The sequence below is a fragment of the Glycomyces amatae genome (assembly GCF_020991375.1).
Classification (GTDB): Bacteria; Actinomycetota; Actinomycetes; order Mycobacteriales; family Micromonosporaceae; genus Glycomyces; species Glycomyces amatae.
Genome location: NZ_JAJLQZ010000013.1, coordinates 95,816 through 115,891, shown reverse-complemented (window position 1 = coordinate 115,891; position 20,076 = coordinate 95,816). Strand labels below are relative to the sequence as shown.

19 protein-coding genes and 1 pseudogene are annotated in these 20,076 nt (G+C 75.0%); 17 read left to right on the top strand and 3 right to left on the bottom strand.

The window, feature by feature from the left end:
- Positions 1–75: 75 nt before the first annotated feature.
- Positions 76–2,679 carry a helix-turn-helix transcriptional regulator gene (locus LO763_RS19225; RefSeq protein WP_230787436.1) on the top strand — a complete coding sequence of 868 codons (2,604 nt, stop codon included), beginning with the start codon at positions 76–78 and terminating at the stop codon, positions 2,677–2,679.
- 283 nt (positions 2,680–2,962) lie between these two features.
- Here the strand turns inward: LO763_RS19225 and LO763_RS19220 are convergent, their stop codons facing one another.
- The gene (locus LO763_RS19220; RefSeq protein WP_230787435.1) at positions 2,963–5,092 is read right to left on the bottom strand and encodes an alpha/beta hydrolase; all 2,130 of its coding nucleotides are present in this window, start codon (positions 5,090–5,092) and stop codon (positions 2,963–2,965) included.
- Between the two features lie 107 nt (positions 5,093–5,199).
- Here LO763_RS19220 and LO763_RS19215 point away from each other — a divergent pair.
- From LO763_RS19215 to LO763_RS19205, 3 genes and pseudogenes are all read left to right on the top strand, one after another.
- Positions 5,200–5,577 (top strand): annotated as a pseudogene (locus tag LO763_RS19215) (sensor histidine kinase); the annotation flags it as partial.
- A gap of 33 nt (positions 5,578–5,610) precedes the next feature.
- A complete protein-coding gene (locus LO763_RS19210; RefSeq protein ID WP_230787433.1) occupies positions 5,611–6,273 on the top strand; it encodes a hypothetical protein in 663 nt (220 codons plus the stop codon).
- 74 nt (positions 6,274–6,347) lie between these two features.
- Positions 6,348–7,052 (top strand): hypothetical protein, encoded by a 705-nt coding sequence (locus tag LO763_RS19205; protein ID WP_230787432.1) that lies wholly within the window; start codon positions 6,348–6,350, stop codon positions 7,050–7,052.
- A gap of 71 nt (positions 7,053–7,123) precedes the next feature.
- Here LO763_RS19205 and LO763_RS19200 read toward each other — a convergent pair whose 3' ends face one another.
- Complete coding sequence (locus LO763_RS19200) at positions 7,124–7,399, bottom strand: response regulator transcription factor (protein ID WP_230787429.1); 276 nt, start codon at positions 7,397–7,399, stop codon at positions 7,124–7,126.
- Between the two features lie 211 nt (positions 7,400–7,610).
- Complete coding sequence (locus tag LO763_RS19195; RefSeq protein WP_230787426.1) at positions 7,611–7,955, bottom strand: DUF5818 domain-containing protein; 345 nt, start codon at positions 7,953–7,955, stop codon at positions 7,611–7,613.
- Between the two features lie 220 nt (positions 7,956–8,175).
- Here LO763_RS19195 and LO763_RS19190 point away from each other — a divergent pair, with 220 nt between their 5' ends.
- The 13 genes from LO763_RS19190 to LO763_RS19130 all read left to right on the top strand — a co-directional run bounded on the left by LO763_RS19190 (position 8,176) and on the right by LO763_RS19130 (position 19,998).
- On the top strand, positions 8,176–11,460 hold the full coding sequence (locus LO763_RS19190; RefSeq protein WP_230787424.1) for an AfsR/SARP family transcriptional regulator: 3,285 nt from the start codon (positions 8,176–8,178) through the stop codon (positions 11,458–11,460).
- A gap of 226 nt (positions 11,461–11,686) precedes the next feature.
- Complete coding sequence (locus tag LO763_RS19185) at positions 11,687–11,956, top strand: hypothetical protein (protein WP_230787422.1); 270 nt, start codon at positions 11,687–11,689, stop codon at positions 11,954–11,956.
- Positions 11,957–12,148: 192 nt separating this feature from the next.
- Positions 12,149–12,415: an uberolysin/carnocyclin family circular bacteriocin gene (locus LO763_RS19180; RefSeq protein ID WP_230787419.1), complete on the top strand. Its 267-nt coding sequence runs from the start codon at positions 12,149–12,151 to the stop codon at positions 12,413–12,415.
- Between the two features lie 107 nt (positions 12,416–12,522).
- Positions 12,523–12,909, top strand: coding sequence for a hypothetical protein (locus tag LO763_RS19175; protein WP_230787416.1), 387 nt, complete (start codon positions 12,523–12,525; stop codon positions 12,907–12,909).
- Between the two features lie 165 nt (positions 12,910–13,074).
- Positions 13,075–13,341, top strand: a complete 267-nt coding sequence (locus tag LO763_RS19170; RefSeq protein WP_230787414.1) for an uberolysin/carnocyclin family circular bacteriocin — start codon at positions 13,075–13,077, stop codon at positions 13,339–13,341.
- 10 nt (positions 13,342–13,351) lie between these two features.
- On the top strand, positions 13,352–13,909 hold the full coding sequence (locus LO763_RS19165) for a stage II sporulation protein M (RefSeq protein WP_230787410.1): 558 nt from the start codon (positions 13,352–13,354) through the stop codon (positions 13,907–13,909).
- A gap of 4 nt (positions 13,910–13,913) precedes the next feature.
- The gene (locus tag LO763_RS19160) at positions 13,914–14,513 is read left to right on the top strand and encodes a hypothetical protein (RefSeq protein WP_230787407.1); all 600 of its coding nucleotides are present in this window, start codon (positions 13,914–13,916) and stop codon (positions 14,511–14,513) included.
- A gap of 16 nt (positions 14,514–14,529) precedes the next feature.
- Positions 14,530–16,098 (top strand): hypothetical protein, encoded by a 1,569-nt coding sequence (locus LO763_RS19155; RefSeq protein ID WP_230787404.1) that lies wholly within the window; start codon positions 14,530–14,532, stop codon positions 16,096–16,098.
- The gene (locus LO763_RS19150; RefSeq protein WP_230787399.1) at positions 16,050–16,706 is read left to right on the top strand and encodes an ABC transporter ATP-binding protein; all 657 of its coding nucleotides are present in this window, start codon (positions 16,050–16,052) and stop codon (positions 16,704–16,706) included. Before LO763_RS19155 ends, LO763_RS19150 begins: the two co-directional genes overlap by 49 nt.
- Positions 16,706–17,635, top strand: a complete 930-nt coding sequence (locus LO763_RS19145; RefSeq protein WP_230787397.1) for an ATP-binding cassette domain-containing protein — start codon at positions 16,706–16,708, stop codon at positions 17,633–17,635. The genes LO763_RS19150 and LO763_RS19145 overlap by 1 nt, the downstream gene beginning before the upstream one ends.
- Positions 17,632–18,429: a hypothetical protein gene (locus LO763_RS19140; protein ID WP_230787395.1), complete on the top strand. Its 798-nt coding sequence runs from the start codon at positions 17,632–17,634 to the stop codon at positions 18,427–18,429. Before LO763_RS19145 ends, LO763_RS19140 begins: the two co-directional genes overlap by 4 nt.
- 19 nt (positions 18,430–18,448) lie before the next feature.
- Positions 18,449–18,952: a hypothetical protein gene (locus LO763_RS19135; protein WP_230787394.1), complete on the top strand. Its 504-nt coding sequence runs from the start codon at positions 18,449–18,451 to the stop codon at positions 18,950–18,952.
- A complete protein-coding gene (locus LO763_RS19130; protein ID WP_230787392.1) occupies positions 18,949–19,998 on the top strand; it encodes a peptidoglycan-binding protein in 1,050 nt (349 codons plus the stop codon). The genes LO763_RS19135 and LO763_RS19130 overlap by 4 nt, the downstream gene beginning before the upstream one ends.
- Positions 19,999–20,076 lie beyond the last annotated feature (78 nt).

The window sequence follows — 20,076 nt, the reverse complement described above, 5'->3', positions numbered from 1 at the left end:
TCGATTCGGCGGCCCGGAAAATCGGCCAGGTGGCCGATATCGGCGGCGGGCCCGGCCGAGTGGCAGACTCGGGTCATGGACGGGGTGCCACTGGAGCTGAGCGGTTTCATCGGACGCGGGGAGGAGCTGCGGGCGATCGGCGCCGCGCTGGACTCGGCGCGGCTGGTCAGCCTGGTCGGGCCCGGCGGCTGCGGGAAGACCCGGCTGGCGATCCGCGCCGCCCACGACGCGGCCGGTTTCGAGGACGTGCGCTGGGCCGACCTCGCCGCGGTCGCCGACCCGGCGGCCGTCACCGCCTCGGTCGCGGCCGCCCTCGGCGTGCTGCGCATCGCCGACCGGGACGCCGTGGCGGTGCTGGCGGGGCAGCTGGCCGGGCGGCGGCTGCTGCTGTGCCTGGACAACTGCGAGCACGTGCTGGAGGCCGCGGCCGACGTGGTGGGCGAGCTGCTGCGGTCGTGCCCGCGGCTGACCGTCCTCTGCACCAGCCGGGAGGCGCTGCGCCTGCCCGGGGAGACGGTGTGGCGGGTGCCGCCGATGAGCCGGGGGGACTCGGTGCGCCTCTTCGCCGCCCGCGCGCAGGATTCGGCGGGGGCCGCGGACGACCCGGTCATCGCCACCGCCTGCGCCCGCATGGAGGGGATGCCGCTGGCCGTCGAGCTGGCGGCGGCCTGGTCGGGGGTCCTCTCCCCGCAGGAAATCCTGGACGGCCTCGACGACCGGTTCCGGCTCCTCGTACGGGGCCCGCACGGCGTCGCCGCCCGGCACCAGACCCTCGCCGCCTCCATGGAGTGGAGCCACGGCCTGCTCGGGGAGGCCGATCGGGGCCTGCTCCAGCGGCTCGCCGTCTTCCGCGGCGGGTTCACCGCCGCGGCGGCGCAGGCGCTCTGCGCCGGCGAGGAGCCGGTCGCCGTCCTGGAGGGCCTGCGGCGCCTGGTCGAGAAGTCGCTGCTGACGGCCGACACCGGCGGTGCGGTCACGCGGTTCCGGATGCTCGAGACCGTCCGCGAGTTCGCCGAGCAGCGGCTCGTCGACGCCGGTGAGAGCGCGGCGGTGCGCGACCGCCACCTGGCGGCCTGCCTCGCGCTGGCCCGGTCGCTGCGGCCGCTGATCGAGACCGACAAGGACGCCTGGCGGGCCGCCGTCTCGGACGAGTACGAGAACCTGCACGCGGCGATCCACTGGGGACTGTCGCTGGACGATCCTTCCGGCGGGCGGGACCTGGCCGCCGAACTGCCGTGGTTCTGGCATTCCAGCCGGCGCGGCAGGGAGGGGTTGTCGCTGCTGCGCAGGGCCGTCGCGCTCGGGGACGGGGAGCGCACGCCGCTCCAGGCCCGGCTGCTCACCGGGCTGGCGCTGGTCGCCGACACCAACGAGCCGACCGCGGGGAGCGGCACCGCGGCGGCGGCGTTCGCGCTGGCCGAGGAGGTCGGCGAGCCGCGCTCGGCGGCGCTCGCACTGGCGCTGGCCGCGATCGACCGGTTCTACGACGACCTCGACGCGGCCCGCGCCATGGCCGCCGACGCCCGGGAGCGGGGCGCGCGGCTCGGCGACGGCTTCGTCCGCGACAGCGCCGACGTGCTCGCGGGCATCGTGCACCACCTGCGGGACGACCACCGGCAGGCCGCGGCGCTCCTGGAGGCCGGGCGGCGGGGGCTGGTGCCGCGCGGGGACCGGGAGGTCGCCTCGACCGCGTGCGGGCTCCTCGCGGTGAGCACCGCGCACGGCGGCGACCTGCGCCGGGCCGCCGAGCTGGCCCGCGAGGCGCTGGCGCTGGCCGAGCCGCTCGGCGACTACCACCGGGTCGGCGCGGCGCGGGTCGCGCTCGCGACGGTGGAGCGGTGGGCCGGGAGGCCCGAGAGCGCCTGGGCCGCGGTCGAGCCGATGATCCGCGTGGTCGAGGGCGTCGAGCCGCCGCCATTCATGCCCGGGTTCTGCTCCTGCGTCGGCGAGCTGCACCTGGACGCCGGGGACGCCGGGCGGGCCGCCGAGTGGTTCGGGCGGGACCTGGTGAACCCGGGCGGCTTCGCGGCGCACCTGCTGGCCCCGCAGTCGCGGCTCGGCCTCGCACGGGCGCTGCTGCGGTCCGGGGAGGCGGGCGCGGGCGAGCACGCCGCGCTGGCGGCGCGGGCCGGGCGCGAGCTCGGGATGCCCGGGCTCCTCGCCGACGCGTTCGAGGTGGCGGGGCTGCTGGAGACCGATCGGAAGAAGGCGGAGGACGCCCATCATGAGGCGCTGGCGCTGCGCGCCGAGCACGGGCTGCGACCCGGGTGCGTGCGCAGCCTGGAGCAGCTCGCCGGACTGGCCGCGGCGGCGGGCTCCGATGTGGAGGCGGCTCGGCTGCAGGGGGCGTGCGACCGGGCTCGTGAGGAGTTCGGTATGCCTGCGGCAGAAGGGGAGTCGTCTCCGGAGCGGGAAGAGGGCCGGTCGATGTCGCTGGAGGAGGCCGTGGCGTACGCGCGGCGGGCGCGCGGGAGCCGGGCGCGGCCGTCGAGCGGGTGGGCGAGCCTGACGCCGACCGAGCTGAGCGTGGTCGAGCTCGCCGTGACCGGGATGACGAACCCCGAGATCGCCGGGAAGCTGTTCATGAGCCGGGCGACGGTGAAGACGCACCTGTCGCACGCGTACGCGAAGCTGGGCATCGCGAACCGGACCCAGCTCGCGACCGTCGAACGCGACTGAGGCGGAGGAGCCGAAGGCGAACGGTGCTCGATGCGGGACGATGCGGTCGAGCACCCGGTGAACGCCGCTCGCGGCGGTGACGAAGGCTGGGGACGGGACGCGACCGGCAGCCCCGGTTCGCACCCGCAGGGCACCGGGAGCGCCCTGCCGCTTTCGGCGGTGCCGGAGACCGGGTGCGAGCGCGGCCGAACATCACCGACCGCAAGGGGCGGTGCGGTCCCGAGCCCACCGGCAGGCGCTGCGCCTGCCGGTGGCGACGAAGAGCGCGCCGAGCGGCCCCCGCTCACCCGCCCGGGGTGAAGCCGAGGTCGTCGACGAGTACCGCACCGCTCGCCGAGGCGTCGAAGACCAGGGACGCGGTCTGGAGGTCCGCCGGGTCGAGATCCGCGGCGATCGTCTCCAACGGCACCGTGTACGTCTGGAGCACCGGTTCGGTCAGCGCCCCGGCGTGCATCCAGTCGGCCTTCAGGTACCGCCCCGGGATCAGGTCCGCCAGCGGCATGACCTCGGCGAGCGGGAGTTCGGCCGAAGCCCCCGAGCCGTCGGTGAGGCGCACGGTCACGGCGTCGGCGAGCCCCCCGGTGAGGGCGACGGCGTCGAACACCAGGCCGTCCATCCGGCCGGCGGGGGCCTCCGCGGTGAGCACCGGGTCCTCCCCCTCGTCCCATTCGAGCGACCGCACCTCGTCCTCGCCCGGGCCGCCGCGCAGCTCCAGGGCGACCGTCTCCTCCGCGGCGAAACCCGTCGCGGCCGCGTCGACCGGGACGGTCGCGCTGTCGGCGAACTGGTTCACGTACTCGGTGTCCGGCAGGAACGCCGCGGCGGCGCGGTGGTCGCGGAGCACGGCGGCGTCGGACCGGTCGTCGGCCAGGGTCGCGCGCAGGAACGACGACGCGTAGACCTCGGCGATCCGCCGCTGCTCCTCGGGTTCCAGCAGCGCCTCGGTGTCGAGGAACAGCTTGGGGACGCCGTTGCCCACGTCGTGGCTCCCCCAGCGGCTGTTGAAGTGCCCATGGTTCGCATGTCCGATGTAGAGCGCGGCCTTCAGGCGCGGCTCCTCGCCGGAGAACGACACCCGCTCGTACTGGTCGAGTCCGCCGAAGCTGGTGACGTCGGCGTCGTGGGAGCCCTGGAGGACCAGGTAGTCGACGTCCTCGAGCCGGATCGGGCCGTCCTCGGGCACGTACTGGCCCTCGGAGGGCGCCAGCGCCAGGAGCGACCGGATGCCGTGGTCGTGGTCGAGCGCGACCGCCTCGTCGCCGGGCAGGTGGTCGAGCCCGTTGAGGTGCGCGGCGACGGCGACGGCCTCGCCGCCGCGGGAGTGCCCGATGAGGCCGATCCGCTCCATGTCGACGCGGCCGGTGAAGGGCGTGTCGCCCCCTCGGCTCCACTCGTCCCAGACGCGGAGGTGCTCGAGCAGCAGCCAGCCGCGCGCGACCTCGACGCCGGCGAGGCCGCCGGAGCGGTCGAGGGGGCCGGTGTTGAAGAAGTTCTGGTCGATCGAGGCGGTGACGAATCCCCGGCTCGCGAGCAGTTCGCCGAGGTACGCGAAGCCGTCCTCCGAGTTCTCGGCGCTGCTCTTGTTGCCGTGCACCATGAGCACGAGGGGGAAGGGGCCCTCGCCTTGCGGGTGCCACACTTTGCCGTTCAGCGGCAGGTGCTCGATGTCGAAGCCCCACAGGGACTCCCGGTCGGCGTTCCAGCCGGTGACGATCGCGGAGGCGTCCACGGTCGGCGTCTCCAGGTCGACCGCCTCGCCGTACGCCTCCCTCCGGTCGGTGCCGCTGCCGTAGGCGAGTTCGGCGACCTCGAAGGGGCCCTTGGCGGCCGGGTCGTCCTCGATGGACTCCGGGGCGGTGCCGGCGTCGGCGGGCGCGGGCTTCCCGTGGGTCGCCGTGAGCAGCCAGGTGGCGGGCGCCGCCAGCAGGACGAGGGCCAGGGCGAGCGCGAGGGCGCCGCGGCCGGGCCGCATCCGCCGCGACAGAAGGCCGCCGAGGGCGCCGCCCAGGAGCGACGCGCCCGCGACGAGGACCGCGACGGTCGCGAACCAGGCGGTCATGCTCGCGCCCGCGCCGAGGGTGAGCAGCAGGATCAGGCAGGCGCCGAGCGTCCACAGGTACCCCCAGGGCAGCGCCTTGAACCGTCCCGCGGTGACGAAGAGGAGTCCGGTGAGGACCCCCGAGGCCGCCACCGCGATCAGCGCGTTGAGCGCCGTCTGGGAGGCGAGCGCGGCACCCGTGCCGGGGAGGTGCTGGTCCAGGAGGCTCCATCCGACCGCCGCGGCGGTGGCGAGGGCCAGAAGCACGGCGGCGCCGGTCCAGGCCGGACGGGGCCGCTCAGTGATCCTGCCCCAGCGCCGGAGCCCCTTGCGCGTCGGACGGTCTTCGATGCTCGCTTCGGTCGCGGCCGTCAATGCACGGTCCTCTCCTCGGTGACAGCGTGGCCGATGGTAACAGGCGGACTAAAACTCGGAAAAGCCGCGAATGCGGGGCGGGCTCCTCGGAGTTCCCTGTGAGTTCCGGGCCCTGGGAACGGGCGCCGGTGCTCGCGGACGAGGCGCGGCTGCGGCAGGTCGTGGCGAACCTGGTCGGGAACGCGGCCGCCCACACGCCGCCGGGGACCCGCGTCCGCATCGGCGTCGGCACCGCGGACGGGCGGGCCGTGCTGGAGGTGGCCGACGACCGGCCGGGGATGGCCGCGGAGCAGGCGGGCCGCGCCTTCGACCGGTTCTACCGGGCCGACCGGTCCCGCGGCCGCGGCAGCGGCGCCGGCGCCGGGCTCGGCCTGGCCATCGCGAGGTCGATCGCCGCGGCCCACGGCGGCGACGTCGAACTGGAGACGGCCGCGGGCGAGGGCGCGCGGTTCCGGCCGGCGCTGCCGCTGCTGGACCAGGACTGACCGGATGTCGGACCGTCCGTGCACAATGGCGGCATGAGAGCACACGAGTCGCCGTTCCGGCCCTACTGGTGGGGAACGAGCCTGTCGGAGGCCGGCGTCGAGGCGCGGCCCGACATCAGCACCTACGGCCGGTACGCGTTCGAGGACCTGCCCGACGTCCCGTTCCCGATGAGCGGCGACTTCGACTGGCTCGCCCGGCAGCCCGCGCAGGAGTCGTGCGCGATCCGCGCCGACGTCGCGGCGCCGCTGGCGGCGCTGCGGGCCGCGTGCGGGCGCGAGGGGGTGCCGCTCCCTGCGGCGTTCACGCGGTTCATGGGTTCGCCGGACCTCCAGGGGCGCATCCGGTCCAACACCTCCTGCTACCTCGACCTCGACGCCGGGACGGTGCCGGTCGCCGGCGGCGGGCGCCTGATCCGGTTCCTCGCCGACCAGCAGGGCTGCCTGTTCTGGTACCTGTTCCTCGCCGAGGACGGGACCGACCACGCCGTGGTCTGCTCGGTCGAGTACTTCGACTCGGAGGAGGGCCGGGCGGCCGAGGAGCCCGAGGCGATCGGCTTCTGCGCCGAGTCGTTCGAGGCGTTCCTGTGCCGGTACTGGCTGGAGAACGAGATCTGGTTCGCCGCCGACGACGGCACCCCCATGCCGGACGTGGGCGCGGAGTACATCGAGCGGTACCGGACCGTGCCCGGCGACTGAGTGCGCCCGCGCCCGGTCCGGCGGCAGTAGACTGCGAGGCCCCAGCCCCGACCTCCCCCAGGAGCGCACCGGCCATGACCTCGCACGCCGCCCACGAGACCGCCGTGGTCGAACGGGTGCGCCCGCGCGACCTCGTCCTGTTCGCGGTCACGGCCGCGCTGCTCGTCGCCCTCCCGTGGATGCTGGTGAGCGCCGGCTCCGAGCCGGTGTCGTACCGGGACTCCCAGGGCATGGACGCCGAGGCGCCGGCGTGGGTCGGGGTGCTGGTCCTCTTCGTGCCGCTGCTCGGCTGGTCGGGCCTCAAGGCCTTCCACCTGCTGCGGGGTCCGGCCGCGGCGGTGGTCGGACCCGGCGGGATCAAGCTGTTCCCGGAGGCCGTCGGCGGGCTCTACCTGCGGGACGAGGAGCCGGACGTGGACCTGCCGTGGGACGAGGTCGAGCGGGTGGTGCTGTGGCGGATCCGCCGGAAGTGGCTGTGGTTCGTCCCCGTCTGGGAGTCGCGGGTGGGCGTCGAGAAGACCACCGACTGGTACGGGGTCTCGCAGCGGGAGCCGACGGCGAAGCAGCGCCGGAGCCGCGAGGCTCGGCCCGACGGGTCACCGGTCCGCCTGGGGGCCATGTTGAACGCGCGCAGCGTCCGGCTCGCGCCGCGCGGCGCGAGGGCGATCGCCGCGGCCGCCGCCCGCTTCGCGCCCGGCGTCGCCGTGGTCGACGAGCGCTTCTTCGGGAGGCCGCAGGTCGTCGAGGTGCGGCCGGGGCGGGACCGGAGGCGCTACTGAACCGGCGCTCGACCGGGCGGCGGCCCACCATGCCGCCTCGCCGCCCGGCGCCGCGCCGTCCGCGGAGCGGGTCAGACCCGCAGCGGATCCGCTGCGGCGGTGACGCCGAAATGCTCCTCGATCAGAAAGCCCGCGCGGTAGGCGAGCGCGCCCAGCGCCTCCGGCGAGGAGGCCCCGAGTGTGCGGGTCATGTCGCGTATGTCGCGGTTGACGGTGCTCCTCGACAGGTAGAGGTCCTTGGCGATGGCCTCTCTGGTCTTGCCGCGCACCAGGTGTATGAGAATCTGCCGTTGGCGCGGGGTGATGTGGTCTATGGGGTCGAGATCGGGGTAGCGGCTGCCGGGCATAGGAGGTTCTCCTTACTACACGACCGGCTCACGGTCGGCCCGGCGCCGCGGCGCCTCCGGCGCGCGGGTGCGCGCCGGGGCGCCGCGGCGGCGGGAAGGCCGACGGACCGTCCGGATCCCCGCACGGTGCGTCGGCGAGCCGGGGCTTCTCGTGGCCTCCATGATGCCGGGCCCCGCTTACAGCTCCCTTACACGACGCCAGCGGGGGTGTTCATAAGGCGGGGACCACGCTGTGGACGAGGAGCGTCCGGCCCTGCATGCACGGGCCCGCGTCCGCGTTCCACTCGCCGGTCACGACGACCCGCCGCCCCAGCAGGAATTCACTGATCTCGCCGCGCAGGACGTACTCGGCGCCGGAGGCGCGGAGCGTGAAGCACCCGCCTTCGACGCCGCGCTGGAGGACCCCGGTGAGCGTGACGACTGCCTGGGACCGCACGACCTCCGATCCGGTGTCCACAGGGGTCTGATGCGACTGGGCGGGGGCCGCTCCGATCGCCAGGGCGGCGGCGACCGCCGCCAGCGCCGTGGCGGTCCGTGCCGTGGCTGTTCCTCGCATGAAGGGATTTCCTTTCTCGCGCAATCCGATGAGGGGGTGCGTCGAGCATCGGCGCGGAGGCGGCGCGCCGCAAGGATATTCGGGCGATGTGGACCGGGAGGTCAGAAAACGCGCGCATGGGGCGGCTCCTCGTCCACCGGCGCAAGGCGTTCGGTTTCGGCTCCGTACTATCCTGGCCGGTACACGTACCCCCTCGCGAGGCCGGTGACTGGTGCGAGCAATGTCGGACACGCTGCAATTCAAAGTGCTCGGTCCTATGGCGGTCGCCCGCGGCGACGAACCGCTGCTCGTCCGCGCGCCTTTGCAGCGGCGGCTGCTCGCGGCGCTGCTGACGGGATCGGGGCAGGTCGTCACGGTCGAATCCCTCGCCGAGGCGATAGGGGGCGAAACACCGCCCGATAACGCGCGAAACGCCCTTATGGTCTATCTGCATCGATTGCGCCGGACACTCGGAGCGGCGCACCGAATCGTCCGGGAACCGGCCGGCTATCGCATTCTCGTCACCGCGGACGACTTCGACGCCAAGGCGTTCGAGGAATCATCGGCCGCCGCGAGAAGCGAGCGGGGAAAGGGCCGCCTCGACCGGGCGGCCGAGTCGTACTCGCGCGCCATGGGACTGTGGCGCGGCGAGCCCTACGCGGACGTGCCGTCCCTCGGACCGGTCGCCGCCGAGGCCCTGCGGTTGGGCGGGCTCCGCTCACTCGTGCACCAGGAGTCGCTGGAGGTGCGCCTCGACCTGGGGATGCACGCCACCGTGACCGGCGAGTTCGAGGACCTGGCGCGCGAGCACCCCTTCCGCGAGCGGCTCACCGCGCTGCGGGCCGTGGCGCTGTACCGGTCCGGGCGCCAGGCCGAGGCGCTCCAGGTGTGCCGCGAGAGCCGCAAGGCGCTGCGCGAGGAGATGGGCATCGACCCCGGGCCGCTGCTCCAGCGCGTCCACGACGCCATCCTGCACCGCGACGAGCGGCTCGAGACGGTCTCGACCGCCAGCGTCGAAGGCGACTGGGCCCCGCCCGCCGGGCCGCGGATCGAGGTCCGGCCCCCGGCCGCGGCGACGCCCCGGGAGCTGCCCGCGGACGTCGCCGCGTTCACCGGGCGCGAGGGCGAACTGCGGGAGCTCGAGGCCGCCCGGCTCGGCGACGCGGCGGAGGGCATCCCGCCCGCGTCGATCGTCGTCATCTCCGGCATGGCGGGCGTCGGCAAGACCGCCTCGGCGGTCCACTGGTCGCGCCGGATCGCGGACGACTACCCCGACGGGCAGCTGTTCCTGGACCTCCGCGGCCACTCGGCGGTCCCGACGCTCCGGCCGATCGAGGCGCTGGCGGCGATGCTGCGCTCGCTCGGCCTGGCCGACGACGAGGTCCCCGCGGACGCCGACCAGGCCGCCGCGCGGCTGCGCACCGAGACCGCCGACCGGCGGATGCTCGTCCTGCTCGACAACGCGTGGTCGGCCGAGCAGGTCGCGCCGCTGCTGCCGAGCGGCCCGGGCTCCCTGGTGGTCGTCACGAGCCGCAACCACCTCGGCGATCTGCTCGCGCGCCACGGCGGCTTCCACCTCGCGCTCCGGCCGCTCGCCGAGGACGAGGCGGTCGCGCTGCTCAAGTCGCTGCTGCGGCTGCCGCGCTCGGCGCGGAGCACCGACATCGGCGAACTCGCCCGGCGGTGCGGCCACCTGCCGCTCGCGCTGCGGATCGCGGCCGCGAACCTGGCGCACCACCCGCAGGGCGTCGTCGAGTACACCGACCGGCTCGCGACCGGCGACCCCTTGGCGGCCCTCCAGATCGGCGACAGCCCCGAGGCCGCGGTCAGGGCCACGTTCGACCGCTCGTACGCCGCGCAGACCGAGGACGCCCGGCGCCTGTTCCGGATGCTCGGCCTCGCGCCGGTCGGGTCCCTGTGCGTCGGCGCGCTCGCCGCGGTGACCGCCGCCGACCCCGCGGCGGCCGAGGCGGCCGCGACGCAGCTGGTGAACGCCAACATGGCGAACCGGGACACCCGCGGGCGGCTCTCACTGCACGACCTGGTGCGCGACTACGCCAACGGCCTCACCGACCCCGGCGACCCGCCCCGCACCGAGACGCTGAAGCGGCTCTTCACCTGGTACCTCGAGGCCGCCGACGCGGCCAGCGCCAGCCGGTACCCCGCCAATGCGCGGCTGCTGCACCCCGAACCGGTCGAAGGCGCCCCGCGGTTCGACGCTCCGAAGGAGGCGACGCGCTGGCTCGAGGACGAGCGCGAGCAGCTCATCGCGATCGCCCGGTACGCCGCCGAGCACGGGCACGGCTCGGTGGCGTGGCGCCTGGCCGACGCGCTCCGGGCCCACGCGTGGGCGGCCATGGACAGCGTGGACTTCCTGGCGCTCGGGCACGCGGCCCTGATCGGCGCTCGGGAGGACGGGAGCGCGAGGGGCGAGGCGGTGGCCGAGCTGTGCATCTCGACCGCGTACACCAAGGCCCGCGACTTCGCCGAGGTCGTCGAGCACGCCGAGCGCGCGGCCGAGCTGTCCGAGCGCATCGGCTGGGTCGCGGGCCAGGCGTCCTCGCTCCACAACATGACGCTCGCCTGCTGGCTGCTCGGTCGGCTCGAGGTCGCGATCGAGCGCGGGGAGGCGGCGCTCGCGATCAATCGGGCGCACGGCAGGCTGCGCGGCCAGAGCGTCAACCTCGGTGCGCTCGGTGCGGTCTACGGCACGCTCGGGGACCCGCGCCGGAAGGTGCGGCTGCGCGCGGAGGGTCTTCGCATCGCCGAGAGGATCGGCGATGCGCAACTGCGCAGGTCGCATCTGTGCGGGCTCGTGGCGGCGACGGTCGAGCTGGGCGACCTGGACCGGGCCGAGCGCCACATGGACGAGGTCATGCGGATCGAGGCGGCGTCCGGGAACGGCGAGCTCTCGCCGCTCGCGGCCGGAAGCCTCGCGGAACTGTACGCGGCCCTCGGCAAGCACGAGGACGCACTGCCTTACGCGGAGATGGTGGTCCGGGCGGGCAGGGCCAGCGGCGACCGGCGGCACGAGGCCGAGGGCCTGGTGGCGGTCGCATACTCGCTCAACCTGCTCGGCCGGCACACCGCGGCGGTGGACGCCGTCGAGCAGGCCCTGGGTTCGGTGCGCAGCGACCTCAAGGGCACGGAGATCAACGCGCTCGTCCAGCGAGGCGTCGCCCTCATCGGCCTCGGGCGGTTCGAGGACGCGCGGGCGGACGCGTCGACGGCGCTCGGCCTGGCCCTCGACGGCGGCTACCGCGTCTGCGAGGGCATGGCGCTGAACGTGGAGGCCGAGGCGGCCCTGAGGGACGGACGGATCGCGAGTGCGGCCGGTCCGGCCGCCCGTGCGGCGGACCTGCTGCGCGCCGCGGCCCACCTCGCCGGTGAGTCGTGGTCGCTGTGGATCATGTCGGCGATCGCAGAGGCCAAGGGCGACAAGGTGACGGCCAGTCGGTATCGGCAGCGGGTGAAGCGCGCGTACACGCGGATGGGCGCCCCCGCGCCGTCGCGGTTCGACATCTGACCACGGCGAATCGGTCCGCCCGCGGTAGGCGAACGGCCGCTGCACGGCCCGCTCCGACCCGATGGGGCGGCCGGTGACGCAATCGGCTCGAATCGGTCGCCATTCCTTGTGCGCCGATCGCGGCGACTGCGATCGTCTCGGGTACGGACGGGCGCCCGCCCGATCCGTCTGCGGCGGGACCGCGACATCCACGGCACGGTCCCGCACCGAGAGAGGATGAACTCCCATGCAGCACATCTCGAAGAAGACCCGGCTGGCGGCAGCGGCGGCCGGCGCGGTCGGCGCCGTCGGACTGCTCGCCGCCACGGTCGGCCTGATGTGGGTCGCGGCCACCTACGGCGTCTCCCACGCCACCGCGACCCGCATCGTCGACGCGGTCATCGCAGGCGGCGTCGCCCTCACCATCCTGTTCGGCGTGTTCCCGTGGGTGGTCCCGCTCTACGCCACCATCCTCCACGTCACCAACTCCCGCACCAGGGCCGCCGCGATCCGCTAGCGCGACGGCGTGCCCCGCCGGACCGAAACATGGTCCGGTCGGCTCATAACCGCCCGGAGGGCTTGTGCCGCATCGCCGACCGCTGGGAGGGTGAGGTGGCGGCCGGACACCGGTCCGGCCGCGACACAGCGGTTCGTCGCCGCATCGCGGACACCGATCGCGACGCACCGCCCCCACGAGAGGATGACACCAATGCAGCTCAAGAAGATCCTCGGCGGCGCGGCCGCCGGAGCCCTCGGCGTCGCCGGTCTGCTCACCGCCGGCATCGCCCTCGCCTGGGTCGCCGGTTCGCTCGGCATCTCCGCGGCGGCCGCCAGCCAGATCGTCAACGCGATCCAGGTCGGCGGCGCCGCCCTGGCCATCGTCATCGCGCTCTTCGGCGGCGGCGTCATCAGCGCGATCATGTTCACCGTGCGGTCGATCGTGGCCCGCGTGGGCACCGCCGCCGCGGTGGCCTAGCCGGCGACCGACCGGGCCCGCCCCTCCGATCAACGCTTCCCGATCGGAGCGGCGGGCCCGTGCCCGGGACCGCGGCGCCGAGGAGCCGAACCATCGGAGGAGAACCCATGCAGCAGCTCTACACCGCCGCCGTCCGGCCCGCGTTCGCCGCGGTCGCCGTCTGCGCGGCACTCGCCGTCGCGCTCCTGTTCGCGCGCTCGGCTCCCGACACGGCCCCCGTGTGGGGCGCGGTGGCGGGACTGGCCGTCTTCGGCGCCCTGGTCCCGGCTCTCGTCGCACTGCTGCACCGGTCCGGCCGGCCCCGCTGGTGGGTCGGCGCGGCGGCCGTCGCGGCGATGGGCGCGCACGCGGCGGCCACGAACGACCTCGTCGCCCCCTACCCCCAGGCGGCCCTGACGGCGGTCGGCGCGGTCCTCGCGCTCGCGACCGCCACCGTCGTGCTGCTCGCCGCCGCCGAAGCCCGGGCCGACCGGCCCGGGCGCGACCGGATCTGAACCCCCCGACGCACGCGGTGACCCCTTCGGCTCGAAGAGCGACCGAACGATTGCGCACCGCGGCGACGGGATTGAAGACTGATCACAGCCCCGGTCCGCCGGGGTCCACACCGGGCGGCCCAGGAGCGGACACCTCCGAAGCCGCCTCCCACGAGAGGATGACCAATGAACAACGGCAAGAAGGCGCTCGGCGCCGTCGCGGCGGGAATCGGCGCCGTCGGACTGCTCACGGCGGGCGTCGCGCTCGCCTGGATCGCGGCCTCGCTCGGCGTCTCGGTGGTCGCCGCGACCCAGGTCCTCAACGCGATCATGGCCGGCGGCGTCGCGCTGGCGATCGTCATGGCCGCGTTCGGCGGCGGCATCATCAGCGCGATCGTCCTGACGGTGCGCCAGATCGCCATGCAGGCCGGGCGCAACGCCGCGATCGCCTGAGGACCGACCGGTGCTGCTCGCATCGCAGGTCAGGCTCACCGGCGGCACGCGCTACGCCGCGCTGCTGGTGAGCCTGGCCGTCTTCATCATCGGCGCCCTGGTCGGGTACCACTCGCTCAGCGGCCTCGAGGTCTTCGCGGACGGCGGCGAGGGCGGCGGCCACGACCAGTCGCTGCCGGGCATCGTCGGCCAGAACCTCGGCGCGGCGATGCTCCTCTACTCGGGCGTGGTGACCCTCGGCGTCAGCTCCCTGCTGGGGCTGGGGATGACCTCCGCCTACGTCGGCGCGACGATGGCGGTGGCCGTCGGCAACGCGGGCTGGGGCGAGGTCCTCGGCACGGCCTGGGTCTACGCCCCGATCGAGTTCGGCGGCTGCGTGGTCGCCGCGGCGGCCGGCCTCTACCCCGTCCTGTCCGTGATCGGCAGGGTCTTCGCCGCCGAGGAGCGCCTGGCGCTGTTCGGCACCTACGTGCGCGGCCTCGTCGACTCCTTGAAACTGCTCGCCGTCGCGGTCGCGATGATCCTGCTCGCGGGGCTCATCGAGCTGATCGTCATCGTATTGGAGTGAACCGTTGAGCACCCAGGACCAGCAACCGGCCCCCGAGGCCGGGGACGCCCCTCCGATCGAGGAGGAGGCGGCCGCCGCCGAGCGGCCCCGCTCCGCCACCAGCCGACCGCTGTGGCTGCTCGCCTATCTCGTGATCGTCGGCCTCCTGGTGGCGAGGATCCCGCAGCTCCAGGCCTATGTGGACCAGGAGATGCCGCAGGAGTCGCTCGACGCGATCGGCGACCCCGAGCTCGAGCAGCTCGCCGTCCGCAGCGCCATCATGATCGGGATCGTCCTGCTCTCACTGGTCGCGGCCCTGTACCTCTCGCTCGCGGCGGTCCTGGAGCGCAAGGTCTTCACCGCCAGGATCGCGGTCGGGAAGCGCACGACCTTCGGGCTGTACTTCCTCGTCACCGTGCTCTGCCTCGTCCCCGGCAACCTGTTCAGCCTCGTCACCGGCGTGGTCGCGGTGCGCGAGCACCTCTGGTACTTCCTGTACCTCGGCCTGGTCGGGGCGGCGGCGCCGTTCGCGTTCCGCAGCACCTGGAAGGGGCTGCCGGGCCGCAAGATCGCGCTGCTGTTCGCCACCACGATCGGCCTGACCGCCCTGACGGCGGCGGCCTGACCGGAATGGACTCCCGATGAGCGCTCACGCGACGGCGGTGCGGGCCGGCCCGGACGCCTCCGGGCCGGACCGGCCCGGCCGGGCCGCGCTCCGCCGCTTCGGCGCGGTGCTCGACTTCCGGCACCTCGAACTGCTCACCGCGCTGCGGCTGTCGACGGGCCTGCGGCCCTTCCAGACGGCGCTCGGCGGCGCGGTGCTCCTCGGGTTCGCGCTCCTGGCGGCGGCCTCGGCCGCGGCGTTCGCCCTCGCGAACGCGCTGCTGGCCGAGCACGCGGCCTCCGCGCAGGGGCTCCTGGTCGTGCTCGGCGTCGCCAACCTCTACGCGGGCGGCGGCTACCTGCTGCGGGAGGCCTTCTCCGGCAGGCGGTTCCAGGTGTCGAACTCGCCGAACACGGCGTTCTTCCGGGCCCTGGACCTCTCCGCCCGCGACGTGCTCGTCGTCTACTGCGGCATCAGGATCACCGGATACTTCGCAGCCGTGGCCGTGGTGGACGCGATGTTCCTGGCCGCCTTCGCCCCGCGCCTGGACCCCTCGGCCGCCACCGTCGCGGCAGTGCTCGCGGTGCCGGCCGCGGCCTGGGCCGCCACGAATGCGGTCGCCGCCCGGTCGGCGCGGCGCAGCGTGCGCCCGGCGGTCCACAGGCCGTGGGCGGTGCCGGGCCTCGTCGCGCTCGCCTTCGCCGCGGCGTGGGCGACGTCGGCGCTGCTCGTCGAGCCGATGCTCGACGCCGGGCCGGCCGCGTGGCTCGGCCGCGGCGACGCCGGAGCGTTCACGACCGCGCTGGCCCTGGCCTCGGCCGCGGTCGGCGCCGCGGCGCTGATCGCCGCGGCGGTGGACGTGCGGCGCCTGTCGGCCGAGTCCTTCCCGATCCAGCAGGTCCCTCCGGCGAGGGCGTACCGCGGCGCCGCGCCGCGGTCGCTCATCGGCGTCCTCGCCGCGGAGCTGCGGCGCAGCCCCTTCTACGTGCCGGTGCGGCGGTCCGTCGCCGTCGCCGCCGCCGTCCTGGCCGCCGGCCTCGGCGCGCTCGCCTCCGGGGCGGCGTGGCTGCCGCTCCAGGCGGTGCCGGACCGGACCGCGTTCGGGATCGCCGCGGTCGCGCTCGCCACCGCGCTCGGGACCGCCGAACTCACGCTCCGGGCCGTGGGCCCCGTGACCTACTCGGCGCAGTACCGGTTCGCCTACGAGGCAGGGCGTTCGAGCCGGTCGGTCGCGCTCGCCGCGGTCGCCGTCTGCGCGCTCCCGGCGGCCCTCATGGGCATCGTCCTCGATGCCGCCGCCGCGGTGGCGGCGGGCGCCGCGGCCGCCCCGGGAGCCGCGACGAGCGCGGCGGCCGCGGCCGCGGCCGCCGCGCTCGTCGCGGAGACGACCACCCGGCCGCCGCGCAACGCCGACGGGACGCTCGCGCCCAACCTGGTCGGAGCGGTCCTGGCGATGGTCCTGGCGGCCCCGGTGCTGCTCCCCTTCTCATCCGCACTGCCCGCCGGCCGGGCCATGGCCGGCGCCTACACGATCTGCCTGCTAGGAGGTGCCTTCGCATGCGTGGAGCGCAGGATACGCGCGCTGCCGTCGACATCGTCGACCTGACCGCCGGATACGAGCGCGGGAAGCCGGTCTTCCAGGGCTTCTCGGCCTCGTTCCCCGACCGCGGGACGACCCAGGTCCGGGGCCGCAACGGCTCGGGCAAGTCCACCCTCGCGGAGCTGTGCAGCGGCTACCTCCGGCCCTGGAGCGGCACGGTCACGGTGGCGGGCCGCGAGGCGGGCGACCCGGCCGCCCGCCGCCGGCGCCGCGTCTGCCGCACCGAGCCGGCCCTGTACCCCAACCTGACCGCCCGCGACCACCTGTCCTTCGCCTCCCGCGGCATCGGGGCCGATCCCGCCGCCGCGCACGGGCGCGCCCGCGCCTACGGGCTCGGCGACTGGATGTCCACCGAGGCCAAGGCCCTCTCCACCGGGAACCGCCGCAAGCTCTGGCTGGTGATGTGCACGCTCGGCGCCTTCGACGTCGCGATCCTCGACGAGCCGTTCAACGGCCTCGACGACGAGGGCCGCGACCGGCTCGCCGCCGAGATGCGCGACTGGTCCGAGCGGGCCGCGGTCCTCCTCATCGCGCACGCCGCCCCCGCCGAGGCGTCCGTCGACAGGACCTTCGACCTCGGCGGACCCGACCAACCGAGACCAGAGGAGTCCTGATGGCGCGCATCGAAGCCCGCGGGCTGAGCAAGCGGTTCGGCGACAAGCGCGCCGTCCACGACGTCTCGTTCACCGTCGAACCCGGCCGGGTCACCGGCTTCCTGGGCCCCAACGGGTCCGGGAAGTCCACGACCATGCGGCTCATGCTCGGCCTCGACCTCGGGGAGGGCGAGACCCGCTTCGACGGGCGGACCTACCGCGAACTGGAGGACCCGGTGCGCCGCGTCGGCGCGCTCCTCGACTCCGGCGCCTTCCACCCGCGGCGCAGCGCCCGCCACCACCTGCGGATGGTCGCGCGCGGCGCGGGCCTGCCGCCCGCCCGCGCCGACGAGGTGCTCGAGCAGGTCGGGCTGCGGGCGGTCGCCGACCGGCCGCCGAAGGGGTTCTCGCTCGGCATGAGCCAGCGGCTCGGACTCGCCTGCGCGCTCGTCGGCAGCCCGGACACGCTCCTGCTCGACGAGCCGGCGAACGGCATGGACCCGCAGGGGATGCGGTGGCTGCGCGGCTTCCTCGAGCGGTACGCGGCCGAGGGGAACACCGTCTTCGTGTCCTCGCACCTGCTGGCGGACCTGGAGTCCTTCGCCGAGCACGTCGTCGTCATCGGCCAGGGGCGCCTCATCGCCGACTGCGCGCTGGCGGCGTTCATGGCCGAGCACGGGTCGCAGCGCGTCCGCGTCCGCGCCGCCGAGCCCGAGCTGCTCGCGGCCGCGGTCGAGGACGCGGGGGGCGCCGTGTCCGAACGCGACGGCGGGCGGTTCACGGTCACCGGTCTCGACGTCACGGCCGTCGCCGAGGTCGCCGCGGCCCGGCGGCTCCTGGTCACCGAGCTCGTGGCCGTCAGCGGCAGCCTCGAGGAGGCCTTCCTCAACGCCTCGGCCGCGTCGGTCGAGTACGAGCCCGACGCGGGCCGGATCGGAGCGGCCCGATGAGCCGGAACGCCCTCGCCTACGAATGGACCCGCCTGCTGACCCTGCGGTCCACGTGGTGGATCGCCGCCGTCGCCGTGGCCGCCACCGCCGTCGTCACCTGGGGGTACGCGTCCGTGACGGTCGGGGTCGGGGACCTCGGGCTCGCCGTCGGGTCCGCCGAGGCCGTGGTCATGGTCATCGGCCGCTCCTCCTTCGCGCCGCTCGCGGCGGGCCTGATCGGCGTGCTCGCCGTCGGCGCCGAGTACCGGCACCGGACCCTGCGCACCACGGCGCTCGTCACCCCGGACCGGACCGCCGCGCTCACCGCGAAGGCGGTCACGGTGGCCTGCTTCGCGATCGCGATCGGCGCCGCGGGCCTCGCGGCCTCGTGGGCGGTCGGCGCGGCGACCCTCGCCGGCCGGATCGACCTCGCCGCGCCGGCCGGGCTCCTCGTCGGCTTCCACGCCGCGCACCTCCTCCAGGTCGCGGGCTGGGCGCTCATCGGCCTGGCCGTGACCGTGGCCGCCCGCTCCCAGGTGATCGGCCTGGCCGTGATCGTGCTGGTGCCCAACGTCGTCGAGCCGCTGTTCGGGTCGATCGGGACGCTCTCGGGCCAGGACTGGCTCGCCCGCGTCGGCGCGTACCTGCCGTTCTCGGCCGGGCAGGCGATGACCGACATCGCGGGCTCCACCCCGGCGCTGCTCGCCGACGGCGGGGCCAGGGCCGACCCGCTCCTCGCCGGACTCGTGTTCGCCGCCGTGGTCGCGGGCCTCGCGGCCTACGCCGTGGCCGACTTCCGCCGCCAAGACCTCTGAGACGAATGGGGAACAAGTGATGCGACGACACCTGACATCGATCCTCGCGGCGCTCGCCGCGACCGCCCTGCTGGGCGCCTGCTCCGACGACGGCGCGGGCGACCAGGTCGCGACCGCCGGCGGCGACGGCACCGAACCGGCCGCCGAGACCACCGCGGCGAGCGACGACGCCCAGGCGCTCGTCTTCGCCGAATGCATGCGCGACAACGGCATCGACATGCCCGACCCGGAGGCCGGGCTCGAGGGGCTGCTGGAGGCGGCCACCTCGTCCGGCGAGCACACCGAGGCCGAGATCACCGCCGCGATCGCCGCGTGCGAGGACGAGCTGCCCGCCTTCGACGAGGTCGAGGACGTCGACATCGACGAGGAGGCGCTCCTGGCGCACACCGAGTGCCTGCGGGAGCAGGGGCTCGACATCTCCGACGACCTCGAGGACACCGCCCGGTTCGAGGAGATGGACCCCGAGCTCCTCGACGCGGCGTTCGCCGCCTGCGAGCACCTCCTCGACGGGACCGGCGGATGAGGCGGCTGCTGTGGCCGGCGGTCGCGGCCGCCGCGGTCCTGTCCGCGGGCGCGACGACCCTCGTCGTCCTCGGCGCGCGCGGCGGCGCCGCGGAGGAGGCGGCCCCGGCCGACGACATGCCCACGGCCGTCGTCGAACGCGGCGACATCACCGCCGTCGAGACCTGGAAGGGCACCCTCGGCCACGGCGCGCCCGCCACCGTCGGCCCGGCCGCCTCGGGCACCGTCACCCGCCTCCCCGAGGTCGGCGACGAGCTCGGCTTCGGCGACGCCGTCGCCCATGTGGACGAGCGGCCGGTCGTCCTCCTCGAAGGGGTCATCCCGATGTACCGGGGCCTCGGCCCCGGCGACGAGGGCCGCGACGTCGAGCAGCTGGAGCGGGGCCTCGACGCCCTCGGGTACGAGGGGTTCACCGTCGACCGCGAGTTCACCTGGTACACCGCCGAAGCGGTCCGGCGCTGGCAGCGGGACCTCGGCGTGGAGAAGACCGGCGAGGTCGGGGCGGACGCCGTGGTCTTCGCGGCCGAGGGCGGCGTGGTCGACCGCCTCCACGTCGCCGTCGGCGAGACCGTGGGCGCGGGCGACGCCGTGCTCGACCTCAGCGGCTCGGAGGTGCTCGCCGCCATGGAGGTCGAGGTGGGCGACCTCGACCTGGTCGAGACCGGCACCGAGGTGCGGGTCCTGCTCGCCGACGGAACGCCCGCCGCCGGGACGGTGGCCCGGCGGGAGGTGGTCGAGGGGGACGCCGAGGCCGAGGGCGAGGAGGCCGAACCGGTCGCCCGCGTCGAGGTCGCGCTGGCCGAACCGGTGCCGCAGGAGCAGATCGGCGCGCCGGTGAGCGTGGAGGTCGTCGTCGAGCGGCGCGAGGACGTGCTGCTGGTGCCGGTCGCGGCGCTGCTGGCCCTCTCCGAGGGCGGCTTCGGGCTGCAACTGGCCGGGCAGGACACCGTCGTCGCCGTGGAGACGGGGCTGTTCTCGGAGGGGAGGGTCGAGGTCTCCGGCGAGGGCCTGGCCGAGGGCACCGAGGTGGGGACGGCGGGTCGTTGAGCGCCGGACCGCCCGCGGGAGTGCCATGTGCCTGGCGCGGCGAAAGCTGGACACAAGCCGCGCCAGGCCACACCCAGA